Below are 12,115 nucleotides of genomic sequence, written 5' to 3'. Positions count from 1 at the left end.
GCGCCGGCGAAGAGCGCGGGGTGAGGGGGTCCGGGTGAGGGGGTCCGGGTGAGGGGGTCCGGGTGAGGCGCGTCGGGTCAGGGTTTGCGGGCTAGGGCGGCGAGGATCAGGTGGGCGGCTCCGGTGGGGGCGGTGGCGGGGGCGGGCCACCAGTCGGTGAGGCTGACCAGGCCCGGGTCCTGGAGTTCCAGGCCGTCGAAGAGTGAGGCGATCTCGTCCGGCGTACGGAAGGTGACGCCCCTGAAGGCGAGTCGGAGTTTCTCCTCCACCCCGGTCGCGAACTCCGCGCCGCGGCTGCCGTCGCGCGGGTTGCACGGGTGGGTCAGTGCGAGGTACGAGCCGGACGGCAGCGCGTCGAGGTAGCCGGTCACGATCTCTCGCGCGCGCTTGGTCTCGCGCACGTGGTGCAGCACCAGGCACTGGATCACCGCGACCGGCCGGTCCAGATCGAGCGCGCCGGTGACGATCGGGTCGGCGAGCACCGCGGCCGGGTCGGTCAGGTCGCCGGCAGCGAAAAAGCTGTGCCGATCGTCGGCGAGCAGCGCCTGGCCGTGCCGGATCACGGTCGGATCCTTGTCGAGGTAGACGACGGTGGCCTGCGGGTTCACCCGCGCCGCGATCTCGTGCGTGTTGTCCGGGGTCGGCAGGCCGGACCCCAGGTCCAGGAACTGGACCACGGCCGCTTCGCGGAGCACCCGCTCGACCACCTCGGCCAGCCAGCGCCGGTTCGCCTGCAGCAGCGCGGGCATCTCCGGCGCGACCTTCAGCACCTGCTGGGCGAGCTGCCGGTCGACCTCGAAGTTGTCCTTGCCCCCCAGGAAGAGGTCGTAGACGCGTGCGTCGCTCGGCCGCTGCATATCGACGTCCGGCGCTCTTTCGCGCCGATCGCCAGCCCCCTGGTCCATCTCCACCGCCTGGAATCCGAAAATCGCAATTACCGGAGGCTATCGCAGCACTGCGCTCCGTACACGACGTCGGACCCTCGAACGGCGATCTGCCCCAACCTGCCCTGATCCCAAGGTTTCCGGCCCCGACCGGGAACCCTCCTGCGCGGGCCGACACAAAGAGACAGACCGGACAGGTGAACTGACCAACGAGAGGAACCTGATGCGTCAGGAAATGACCGGGCGGAGACGATGATCGGCCTGCAGGCGGGACAAGATGGGCGGACTATGACAGCCGGCAGCGATCGCTCTTTGTGGTTTCGCGCCGCCGAGGGTGACGCGGAGGCCTTCGGCCAGCTCTACGACCGGCATGCCCGGGCGATCTACAACTTCCTGTACCGCCGGACCGCGTCCTGGAGCGACGCCGAGGATCTCACCTCGGCGGTGTTCCTGCACGCCTGGCGCCGGCGGGCCGAGATCGAGCTGGACCGGGAATCAGCGCTGCCCTGGCTGATCCGTACGGCGGACTACACCGCCCGCAACGAGTGGCGCTCGAAGTCCCGCTACCGCCGCGCCCTCGCCGCCGCCCATCTGCTCGCGGACCACGAGCGGGATCACGCGGACGAGGTGGCCGGCCGGATCGATGACAACCAGCAGATCCGCCGGGCCAGAGCCGCCCTCCACAAACTACCCAAGCACGAGCAGGAGATCGTCGAGCTCTGCGTGTGGGCCGGGCTCGACCAGCAGGCGGCCGCCGTCGCCCTGGACGTCCCGCTCGGCACCGTCAAGTCCCGGCTTTCCCGGGCCCGTAAGCACCTGCGCGACCTCGCGCCCTTCCCAGCCGTGGAGAACCAGTCATGAACAACTCGCTGACCCCGCCCCCCGAGCACGACCTCCGCCCGGCCACCCGCGAGCGGCAGCGCGAGGAACTGATCGCGATCGTCGCGCACGAGGCGCATGAGGGCACACCCCGCCGCCGGTTGGTGCCGCTGGCCGCGGCCGCGGCAGTTCTCGTCCTGACCGCCGGCCTCGCGGTCGGCGTACCGGCTCTGCGGGGCGACGACGCTCAGCCGCCGGTCTCCGGGGCGGACAGCGGCGTCGCCAAGCCTGCCGTCGAGCCGCTGAGCGAAAAGGCCCAGGCCGCCTTTGCCACAAAGTGTGACCTCACCATTTCCCACCCAGGCAAGACGTTGCCAGAGCTCACGGGCCGCCCAACCCTGCCTCCGCGGAGCGCAAAGGGGCCCTTCACTGTGGTCGACGGCTTTCGATGGGTGACCCCTCCCGCCACTCTCCCGGTGACCAGCTGGGTCACGCTCCGCTACTCGGACTGGAGCGTGACCTGCGGCTTCGACCACAAGGGCCAGTTCGCCACCACCAACTTCAGCCCTCGCCAGAAAACCCTGAGGAACGCGCTGATGGGGGTCACTGACGGGACCTACACGCGAGAGGTGACCCGGATCACCGTCGCCGTTCACAATGGGGGCACGACCGAGGCAGTTCTGCGGAACGGCTTCTTCTACGCTGCTGCGGCGTCGGTGAAGAGGAACAACGTCTCCGTCAACGACCCCATGACCTACGTCGCGCGGGCGTACGATGCCGACGGCAAGCTGCTCTACACCAGCCCCCAGACCGACCCCGAAATGCAGACCGAGCTGAATTCCTGTTACACCGATCCCGAAGGCAAGCAGGTCGTCAACTTCGACATCTCGAAGCCGAAGCCTCCCGTCGACCAGTGCAAGCGCGGCCTCGCCTGGAACTGGTGACCTGGTCGCGATGAATCACCTCCGGCAGGATCGTCATGATGGGCCGACGACCTGCTGGAGGGAATCATGGCGAAGGTGCTCTACTCGGTGACGATGTCGCTGGACGGCTATATCGCGGGCCCGGGCGGGGACATGCAGTGGATGACCCCGTACCTCGGACCCAACCCGGAGATCGACGAGCTGGTCGGGCGGATCGGCTCGCTGCTGGTCGGGCGCCGGACCTTCGACGGTGACGACCCGAACAAGGGCGGTCCCGGCGAAGGTGAGGCGTTCGGCGGCGGGTGGAGCGGACCGCAGTACGTCGTCACTCACCGCGTGCCGGACAGCGCGCCCGCGGACCTGTACTTCGTCGACGACTTCGCCACCGCGTTGACACAGGCGAAGCAGGCCGCGGGCGACAAGTACGTGAACGTGCTCGGCGCCGACATCGCCAGGCAGTGTCTGGAGGCGGGCGAACTCGACGAGGTCCTGACCTGCATCGCACCGGTCATGCTCGGCGACGGCGTCCGCCTCTTCGACCACCCCGGCGGCCACACGGTTGCACTCGAGCGCATCAGCGCAACAGAGGTACCTCTCGCCACCAACCTCTGGTTCCGCGTTGCATGACTCTCAAAGATCGGTTGTGGTGGTGGACATGACCGGGCGGATCTCCACGGCGAGGCCGTCGATCCGGGTGGCGGGGAGGACATTGGCGAGTTCGAGCGCGCGGTCCAGGTTGTCCACGTCGACGAGGTAGTAGCCGCTCATGAACTCGTCCGCCGTCCGCGACGGGCCGGCCGACACCTTCGGCCGGCCGTTCTGGGTGCGGACGATCGTGCTCGTCGACGGGTCGGCCAGTGTTTCGGTGCCGATCAACTCCCCCGCCTCGGTGGCGATCCGCTGAAGCTCCCGGTGCCCGGCCTGCATCGCCTCGCGTTGCTCGGCAGTCAGTCGCTCCAGCGCCTCGGCGTTGACCTGCAGGACCAGCAAGTACCTCATCACTCCTCCGTCCCGGCCGCGCGTCGCGGCCCTCACCCCAAGGACGCAGCCGAACCGCCGTTCTTGACATCGCGATACTGGGTGGATGATCACCACCGCACGACTGTCGCTGCGCCACTTCCGGCCCGGGGACGCGGAAGCCTTCGCCGCCTACCGGTCGATTCCGGAGGTCGCCCGCTACCAGTCGTGGGATGCGCCGTTCAGCCTCGACGACGCCCGGACGACGGTGGCGAGCTTCGCGACCGGCGATCCGTTGGCGCCGGGCTGGTTCCAGTACGCGATCGACCTCGACGGGCAGCTGATCGGCGACATCGGGCTGAACACCGCCGACAACCTGATGCAGGCCGATCTCGGCTTCACCCTCGCACCGGCGTACCAGGGCAAGGGTTATGCGAGCGAGGCAGTCGGTGCGTTGCTCGAGCAGCTCTTCACCGAGCGCGAACTGCACCGCGTCTCGGCCGAGTGCGATGCCCGCAACGTCACGTCAGCGCGGTTGCTGCAACGCCTCGGCTTCCGGCAGGAGGGGTTCCGGCCGGAGTACAGCTGGTTCAAGAACGAGTGGACCGACGAACTGCTGTTCGGCTTGCTGCAAAGGGATTGGCGATCAGCTCGTAGCGCGGGCTGACCAGGCGCGGGCCGTGAGTTCGATGGATCCGTCCGGCTTGGCCGGCAGCCGCGACTCGAGCAGCGCGCGGATCGCCTCCTGGCTCTCGTCGTCGAGACCGCGCAGGTACGCCGGTGCGACGCCTTGGCCGCCGAGAAACGGCTTCCAGTACGCGTCGAACGACTCGAACACGGTCGGTACGACGATCGCGCCGGTGACGATGTCGGTGAAGCCTGCCTCGGCGAACATCCCCTCCAGCCCGGCGGGATTGTTGAACGGGAAGGTCCGGCCCTCGTCCAGGTCCCGATCCTGCGGGCGGACATCGCCGGCCGCGTCCCAGAAGTACTTCATCAACTGCATGCCCTCGGCATAGTCCCAGACGTAGACGGCGACGGTCTTGCTGATCGACCGCATCGTGCGCAGCGCCTCCACCCGTTCCGGGATGAAGTTGAGCACCAACCCCGAAACCACCACGTCGAAGCTCTCCCCGAGGTCGGCCAGTTGCGCTGCCGACCGCACCTCGAACCGCGCCCGCTCGTCAGTCACCGTACGCCGCGCGTACCCGACGAACCCCTCCGACGGATCGACCCCGACCACTTCGGCCGGCGCGGCCGAGGCGAGCACGGTGCTGGTCAACGCGCCCGTTCCGCACCCCACATCGAGCCACCTCAGACCGGCCGGCTGGTCGAGCTCCCGCACGAACTCCGCCGCGACCAGCCGGCTCCAGCGTCCGACGTACGACTCGTAGATCTCCCCCTGCGACCATTCGCTCATTCCCGCAGACTAAGGCCAGTTGCCCGCTCAAGGCAGGTTTTGCAGGTCCTTCGCGGCGAGTGGTCGCAGCGCCAGCGTGATCAGCAGACCCAGCGACATCACGGCCGCGCAGAGCAGCACGACCAGGAACCCGCCGTCCGCGATCGCGCCGCGCAGTGCATCACCGGTCTTCCCCTCGGTCGCACTGCCGGCGATGACCGTGAAAACGGCCAGCCCGATCGCGTTGCCGAGGTTCAGCGTGGTGGAGGCGATCCCGTTGGCGACTCCCTGCTCGGCGGCCGCGATCCCGGTGGACGAGGCGATCCACATCGCGGTCCAGACGATGCCCTGCCCGACCCCCATCACGACCAAGCCCGGCACCAGTACGCCGTACCCGGCCTGGTCGTCGAAGCCGAAGGCGAGGACGACGGTACCGACGGCTCCGCCCGCGAAGCCGATCAGCAAGGTGAGACGCGTGCCGATCCGGGTGGTCAGCCGTTCGCCGAGCTGGGTCCCGGCGGCGATCGCCAGAGACGGAACCAGGAAGCCCAGGCCGGTCTGCAGCGCGCTGAAGCCGTGCACCGTCTGCAGCAGGACGGTCAGGAAGTAGGGCAGCACCCCGAACGTCCCCATGAAGAGGAACGTGATGGTCATCCCGACGGTGAGACTGCGGTTGCGGAACAACCGGAACGGCATCAGCGGATCCAGGCTCCGCGACTCCACCAGCGCGAAGATCGCCAACGCGACCACCGACAACGCCAGCGCGGTCACGATCACCGGATCACCCCAGCCGAGCTCGGGACCCTCCACCAGGCCGAAGACGAGCAGCGTCGCACCGGCCGTGACGCTGAAGGCGCCCGGAAGATCGAACCGGCGGCCGACCGTGCGAGCCGGATCGCGCGGGATGACGGCCAGCGCCGCCAGCGCCACGATCCCGGCCAGCGGCACGTTCACGAAGAAGACGGCCGGCCAGCCGAAGTGCTCGGTGAGCAGACCTCCGAGCAGCGCCCCGAGCGTGAGGCCGCTGGCACCGGCACCACCCCAGACCGCAAGTGCCCGGTTCCGCCGCGGCCCTTCCTCGAACAGCGTGCTGACCAGGGCAAGCGTCGACGGCAGCAGCAGCGCGCCGCCAATGCCCTGCACTACCCGCGCCGCGATGATCACCTCGGCGCTGTTCGCCAGACCACCGGCCAGCGACGAAAGCGCATAGATCGTGAGCGCCAGCACGAACATCCGGCGCCTCCCCAGCAGATCGGCCGCCCGACCGCCGAAGAGCAGGAAACCACCGGCCAGTACGACGTACGCGCTGACCACCAGCTGCTGGGTCTGGCCGGGGAAGCCGAGGTCGCGGCCGATCTCGGGGAGTGCGACGAAAACGATGTTGAGGTCCAGCGAGAAGATCAACTGGGCCAAGGCGAGCAGCGTCAGCACCCAGCCGAGCCGTCGGGTGGCCGGTGGCGCGGCGGGCGGGATGGCGGTGGTTGTCACAGGCTTGCGCCCTTCCGTGAGTTCGATAGTACGAATACTCTCGTACATACGAACCGGCGAAGGCAAGCCGGGTTCAAAGGTTGGACTGTTTAGGTACAGTTGGACCATGAGCTACCGCCATCCCGACCGCGACCAGATCCGGATCGACGGCGTGCTGTCAGCGCTCGGCAGCCCGGTCCGGCTGGCGGTGATCCGGATCCTGAACAGCGGCGGCGATCACAACTGCACGACGGTGCTGACCGAGCTGGGGCTCTCGTCGAAGTCGACGATGACGCACCACTGGCGGGTGCTCCGCGAGAGCGGCGTGATCTGGCAGCGCCAGTCCGGCCGGGAGAACCTGCTCACCCTGCGCCGTGAAGACCTGGAGGCCCGCTACCCCGGCCTCCTCGACACCATCCTCGCCGGCACCGAGTGCGACGAAACAACCGAAGCCGCCAGACCCACGCAGCCGGCCAACTGACTCGTCGCTCCCGCCGGCCGTTCCTGGCTGACTTCGGGGCAGCGCCGCCGTCCGCGGTGCTCAGACCTTCTTGACGTAGCGGTGGCAAGGGACGGGGATGGAGCCGGTGTCCGTCGGGGCCGGGTAGTCGAATGCTTCCGCGTGCGTCCAGCCGCTGCGTTCGTAGAAGCGCCGGGCCCGATCGTTGCCGTTAGCAACCGCCAGCCAGGCCTCGTCGTACCCGTTCGCCTTCACCAGCCGCTCGGCCTCGGCCAGCAGCGCCGCCGCGACTCCCGTCCCGCGATGCTCCCTGGCGACGTAGACCTGCTCGGCCTCGTCGGCCACCACCATCACGAAGCCGGCAATCTGCTCACCGACCACCGCGACGGTGGTGTCCGGGATCTTGGCCGGCACCCGCTCCCAGAACGTCTCCTTGGTCCGGATCGCGACCAGCTCGTCCGGCACGTTGCCCAGATGGCCGTCGGGCCAGCCGGAGTACCAGATCGAGGCGATCGCATCGGCATCGCCCGCGGTGGCGGCGCGCAGGGTGACAGTCATCCCGTCACTGTAGACCTGGCCGGTTCGCAGTACCGGCCAGGTCGAGTGGGTCAGTCGTTGCGGTGGTCGGAGTAGACGCAGGTGGCGGTGCCGCTGCCGAGGGTTCGACCTGTGTACGGCGAGCTGACCGTCGCCCAGACCGTCTGCGACTGGTAGTAGCGGTCGGTGGCAGGACTGGAGAAGCCGACGTCGGTGATGGTGCCATTGACGGGAGTCACGATGTGCGTGGCCCACGTGAAGCGCTGCATGGTGAAGACGGGGTCGGTTGCCGAGGCCTGTGAGGTGGTACTGCGGTCCCACTTGATGTCCAGCCCCATCGGCTGCGCCTCGCCGTACTGCGCGCCGTCGAGCCGGGCGGTGATGGTTTGGGTGTCGTGGTCGCAGGTCAGCGTGACGGTGGTGTGACGGTCGTAGTTGCAGCTGGCGCTCCGGCTGGTCAGGATGCCACCAGCTGTGTCCTTCACCGTGGCGGTCACCTTCTCGGTGTAGAAGAGGTAGCCGCTGATCGGGAAGTCGCGGGTGTACCCGTTGACCGTCAGATCGCCGGTCGCGCTCGACTTGCCGGCGACCGTGATGACGCTACCCGTCGCCGGAATCTTGGCCGACGCGGTCGCCGTCGCGTAGTACCCCGACTCGACCTTGAACTCCACCTTCACCGCCGTGTTGGCGGGCACGCCGTACTGGCCGGTGACGCCGGTGGTGATCTTGTTCGTCCCCGCATCGCAGCTGATCCAAGCGTGAAACGAGGTACCGGCGGCGCTGGCCGGAGTACCGACGAGCAGGGCACCGAGCAGGCCGGCAACAGCTGCTAGCAACACAGACAGGCGGACAGGCTTCAAAGCTTCTCCTCAGGAACGGGCTCGCAGGCCAGATGCTCGAACCATCCCAGAGGTTCCCGGCGGCAACCAGCCGCCCCTGCCAAATTGCAGCTTCTTGCAACGCAGTGAAACTAGTCGGGCTCGTAGGCGAGGTTCGGGCGCAGCCAGCGCTCGATCTCCTCGAGCGGCAACCCGCGGCGTTCGGCATAGTCGGTGATCTGGTCCTTGCCGACCCGGCCGACGCTGAAGTACTTCGCTGCCGGGCTGGCGAAGATCAGGCCGCTGACCGCCGCGGCCGGCGTCATCGCGTACGAGTCGGTCAGGCCGAGGCCGAGCTTGTCCGCCTCGAGCAGGTCGAAGAGCAGCTTCTTCTCGCTGTGGTCCGGGCTCGCCGGGTAGCCGAGCGCCGGCCGGATGCCGCGGAACCGTTCCGCGTGCAGGTCTTCCAGCAGCGGCTCCGCGTCCGGCTCGAACCAACCCTTGCGCGCCTCCAGGTGGATCCACTCGGCGAACGCCTCGGCGAGCCGGTCGGCCAGCGCCTTCACCATGATCGCCTTGTAGTCGTCGTTCTGCGCCTCGTACTGCGCGGCCAGTTCCTCCGCACCGTGGATCGCCACGGCGAACCCACCCAGGTGGTCACCGGACGGGGCGATGTAGTCGGCCAGGCAACGGTTCTCGCGACCTGCGGGCTTCTCGGTCTGCTGCCGCAGCATCGGGAACGACACTCCCAGGTCGTCCAGCAGGATGTCGTCACCCTCGCTGTGCGCCCGCCAGTACGCGTAGGCGCCCTCGGCGGTGAACGACTTGTCGGCGACGATCTGGTCGAGCATCGCGTTCGCGTCGTCGAACAGCTCCCGCGCGACCGGCTGCTCCAGGATCGCCGGGTACTTGCCCTTCAGCTCCCAGGCCAGGAACAGGAACTGCCAGTCGATCATCGCGCGCAGCGTCTCCAGGTCGGGCGACACCCGCCGCAACCCGGTGAACTCCGGCACCGGGATTTCGCCGTAGTCGACCCGCTCCCGGTTCGCCCGCGCCGCCTCGATGGTCAGCAGCGGTTTGCGCTGCTTGTTGGCATGCTGCTCCCGCAGTACCTCCTGAGCCGCACGGTTGCTCACGGCAAGCTCTTCGGCGCGGTCGTTGTCGAGCAGGTCGGAGACCACGCCGACCACCCGCGAAGCGTCCAGCACGTGCACCGTCGTGTTGTCGTACGCCGGTGCGATCCGGACAGCCGTGTGCTGCTTCGACGTGGTCGCGCCGCCAACCAGCAAAGGAAGTTTGAGCCCGCGCCGGTTCATTTCGGCGGCGACGGCAACCATCTCGTCCAGCGACGGCGTGATCAGCCCGGACAGGCCGACGACGTCGGCACCCTCGGCGATCGCGGTGTCCAGGATCTTGGCGGCCGGCACCATCACGCCGAGGTCGATCACCTCGTAGTTGTTGCAGCCGAGCACGACGCCGACGATGTTCTTGCCGATGTCGTGCACGTCGCCCTTGACCGTGGCCAGCACGACCTTGCCCTGACCGCGGATCGCCTCCGCGCGGCCCTCTTGCCGGGCCAGCTCCTTCTCGGCCTCCATGAACGGTTCCAGGTAGGCCACCGAGCGCTTCATCACCCGCGCGCTCTTCACCACCTGCGGCAGGAACATCTTGCCCGCACCGAACAGGTCGCCGACGATCTTCATCCCGTCCATCAGCGGGCCCTCGATCACCTCGAGCGGCCGCTTGCGGGTCAGCCGGGCCTCTTCGGTGTCCTCCTCGATGAAGTCCACGATGCCGTGCACGAGCGCGTGCGACAGCCGCTCCTCAACGGTGCCCTCGCGCCAGGACAGGTCGACCTCGCGCCGGGTGCCCTTGCCCTTCACGTTCTCGGCGAAGCTGACCAGGCGGTCGGTCGCGTCGTCACGCCGGTCGAAGATGACGTCCTCGACCAGTTCCAGCAGGTCCGCCGGGATGTCCTGGTAGACCGCGAGCTGGCCGGCGTTCACGATTCCCATGTCCAGCCCGACCTTGCCAGCGTGGTACAGGAAGGCCGAGTGCATCGCCTCGCGGACGATGTCGTTACCGCGGAACGAGAACGACAGGTTGGAGATGCCGCCGCTGAGGTGGACGCCGGGACAGCGTTCCTTGATCAGCGGCAGCGCCTCGATGAAGTTCTTGGCGTAGCCGTTGTGCTCGGACATGCCGGTGGCGACGGCGAGCACGTTCGGGTCGAAGATGATGTCCTCGGCCGGGAACCCGATCTTCTGGGTGAGCAGGTCGTAGGCGCGGCCGCAGATCTCCACCTTGCGCTCGACCGTGTCGGCCTGACCCTGCTCGTCGAAGGCCATCACGACCACGCCCGCGCCGTAGTCGCGGATCCGCCGGGCCTGTTCGAGGAACTGCTCCTCGCCCTCCTTCAGGCTGATCGAGTTGACCACGCCCTTGCCCTGCACGCACTTGAGACCGGCCTCGAGCACCGACCAGCGGGAGCTGTCGATCATGATCGGGATCCGGGCCACCTCGGGCTCGGTGGCGACCAGGTTGAGGAAGGTGGTCATCGCCTCCTCGCTGTCGAGCAGGTCGGCGTCCATGTTCACGTCCAGCAGGTTCGCGCCGCCGCGGACCTGCTCCAGCGCGACGTCCAGCGCGGCCTGGTGGTCACCGGACTCGATCAGCCGGCGGAACCGGGCCGAGCCGGTCACGTTGGTCCGCTCGCCGATCATCACGAAGCCGGTGTCGGGGCCGATCGTGAACGGCTCCAGCCCGCTGAACCGGGTCTGCCCGGACGGCGCGACGACCTGCCGCGGCGGGAGACCCTGGACCGCCTTGGCGATCTGGGCGATGTGCGCCGGCGTCGTACCGCAGCAGCCGCCGACGATGTTGACCAGCCCGGACTCCGCGAACTCGCCGAGCATCCCGGCGGTCTCGTCCGGCGTCTCGTCGTACCCGCCGAAGGCGTTCGGCAGGCCCGCGTTCGGGTGGGTCGCGACGTAGGTGTCGGCGAAGCGGGCGAGGTCGGCGACGTGCGGACGCAGGTCGGCGGCACCGAGCGAGCAGTTCGCCCCGACCACCAGCGGGTTGGCATGCTCGATCGAGTTCCAGAACGCCTCGACCGTCTGCCCGGACAGCGTCCGCGCGGAGATGTCGACGAACAGCGAGATCCACAGCGGCACCTCGGGCGCCACCTCGCGGGCGGCGGCGATCGCGGCCTTGGCATTCAGCGTGTCGAAGATGGTCTCGATCAGCAGCAGGTCGACGCCACCCTCGGCGAGCGCGGAGATCTGCTCGGCGTACGCGTCCCGCACCTGCTCGAAGGACACCGCCCGGTACGCCGGGTCCTCCACCCGCGGCGACAGCGACAGGGTGACGTTCAGCGGGCCGACCGAGCCGGCCACGAACTTGCCACCGGCCTCCTCGGCCGCCTGGCGGGCCAGCCGGACGCCTTCCAGGTTCATCTCGCGCACCAGCGACTGCAGCCCGTAGTCGGCCTGGCCGATGCTGGTCGCGGTGAAGGTGTTCGTGGTGGTGATGTCCGCGCCGGCCTCGAGATACTGCCGGTGCACGTCCAGGATCAGGTCCGGACGCATCAGGTTGAGCAGGTCCGGGTCGCCTGCGACGTCGTGAGTGTGGTCGGTGAAGCGGTCGCCGCGATAGTCCTCCGGCGTCAGCTTCGCGTCCTGGAGCATGGTGCCCCAGGCACCGTCCAGGATCGCGATCCGCTGGTCCAGCAGGGTCCGCAACTCGGTCCGACGATCCGTCACCTTTCGGCCACCTCCAGAAGAGTTTCCGGAGGCGCCCTTACTCGGTCGAACCCAGACCGAGCGTGGCGGTGCCCTCCGGGCCCCGTCGCA

The 12,115-nt window shown here is 68.4% G+C and carries 12 protein-coding genes; 5 read left to right on the top strand and 7 right to left on the bottom strand.

The window, feature by feature from the left end; genetic code table 11:
* Positions 1-77: 77 nt before the first annotated feature.
* Entirely contained in the window at positions 78-905 is an 828-nt protein-coding gene (locus tag AB0F51_RS32175) for an SAM-dependent methyltransferase (protein WP_360285915.1), read from the bottom strand.
* Between the two features lie 267 nt (positions 906-1,172).
* Here AB0F51_RS32175 and AB0F51_RS32170 point away from each other — a divergent pair, with 267 nt between their 5' ends.
* The 3 genes from AB0F51_RS32170 (at position 1,173) to AB0F51_RS32160 (ending at position 3,253) form a co-directional block, all read left to right on the top strand.
* Complete coding sequence (locus AB0F51_RS32170; protein ID WP_360285913.1) at positions 1,173-1,745, top strand: RNA polymerase sigma factor; 573 nt, start codon at positions 1,173-1,175, stop codon at positions 1,743-1,745.
* Complete coding sequence (locus tag AB0F51_RS32165) at positions 1,742-2,647, top strand: hypothetical protein (RefSeq protein ID WP_360285911.1); 906 nt, start codon at positions 1,742-1,744, stop codon at positions 2,645-2,647. The genes AB0F51_RS32170 and AB0F51_RS32165 overlap by 4 nt, the downstream gene beginning before the upstream one ends.
* Positions 2,648-2,713: 66 nt before the next feature.
* Positions 2,714-3,253, top strand: a complete 540-nt coding sequence (locus AB0F51_RS32160) for a dihydrofolate reductase family protein (protein WP_360285910.1) — start codon at positions 2,714-2,716, stop codon at positions 3,251-3,253.
* A 3-nt stretch (positions 3,254-3,256) separates the two neighbouring features.
* Here AB0F51_RS32160 and AB0F51_RS32155 read toward each other — a convergent pair whose 3' ends face one another.
* Entirely contained in the window at positions 3,257-3,625 is a 369-nt protein-coding gene (locus AB0F51_RS32155) for a YciI family protein (protein WP_360285909.1), read from the bottom strand.
* 85 nt (positions 3,626-3,710) lie between these two features.
* On the opposite strand from AB0F51_RS32155, the gene AB0F51_RS32150 reads away from it, so the two are divergent.
* Positions 3,711-4,250 (top strand): GNAT family protein, encoded by a 540-nt coding sequence (locus AB0F51_RS32150; protein ID WP_360285908.1) that lies wholly within the window; start codon positions 3,711-3,713, stop codon positions 4,248-4,250.
* On the opposite strand, the gene AB0F51_RS32145 is transcribed toward AB0F51_RS32150, so the two are convergent.
* Together AB0F51_RS32145 and AB0F51_RS32140 are read right to left on the bottom strand one after the other, a co-directional pair.
* The gene (locus AB0F51_RS32145) at positions 4,230-5,003 is read right to left on the bottom strand and encodes a class I SAM-dependent methyltransferase (RefSeq protein ID WP_360285907.1); all 774 of its coding nucleotides are present in this window, start codon (positions 5,001-5,003) and stop codon (positions 4,230-4,232) included. The genes AB0F51_RS32150 and AB0F51_RS32145 overlap by 21 nt on opposite strands.
* Before the next feature lie 27 nt (positions 5,004-5,030).
* Positions 5,031-6,470 carry an MFS transporter gene (locus AB0F51_RS32140; RefSeq protein ID WP_360285906.1) on the bottom strand — a complete coding sequence of 480 codons (1,440 nt, stop codon included), beginning with the start codon at positions 6,468-6,470 and terminating at the stop codon, positions 5,031-5,033.
* 106 nt (positions 6,471-6,576) lie between these two features.
* Between AB0F51_RS32140 and AB0F51_RS32135 the strand changes: the two genes are divergently transcribed.
* Positions 6,577-6,930, top strand: a complete 354-nt coding sequence (locus AB0F51_RS32135; protein ID WP_360285904.1) for a helix-turn-helix transcriptional regulator — start codon at positions 6,577-6,579, stop codon at positions 6,928-6,930.
* Positions 6,931-6,990: 60 nt separating this feature from the next.
* Here the strand turns inward: AB0F51_RS32135 and AB0F51_RS32130 are convergent, their stop codons facing one another.
* The 3 genes from AB0F51_RS32130 to metH form a co-directional block, all read right to left on the bottom strand.
* Positions 6,991-7,467, bottom strand: coding sequence for a GNAT family N-acetyltransferase (locus AB0F51_RS32130; RefSeq protein ID WP_360285902.1), 477 nt, complete (start codon positions 7,465-7,467; stop codon positions 6,991-6,993).
* A 50-nt stretch (positions 7,468-7,517) separates the two neighbouring features.
* Positions 7,518-8,306, bottom strand: coding sequence for a hypothetical protein (locus AB0F51_RS32125; RefSeq protein WP_360285900.1), 789 nt, complete (start codon positions 8,304-8,306; stop codon positions 7,518-7,520).
* Between the two features lie 110 nt (positions 8,307-8,416).
* Positions 8,417-12,025 (bottom strand): methionine synthase, encoded by a 3,609-nt coding sequence (gene metH, locus AB0F51_RS32120; protein WP_360285898.1) that lies wholly within the window; start codon positions 12,023-12,025, stop codon positions 8,417-8,419.
* Between the last annotated feature and the right edge of the window lie 90 nt (positions 12,026-12,115).

The sequence above is a fragment of the Kribbella sp. NPDC023855 genome, assembly GCF_040639475.1.
Taxonomy (GTDB): domain Bacteria; phylum Actinomycetota; class Actinomycetes; order Propionibacteriales; family Kribbellaceae; genus Kribbella.
Note: the sequence above shows the minus strand (reverse complement) of the source record. Positions and strands in the feature narration are given on the sequence as shown.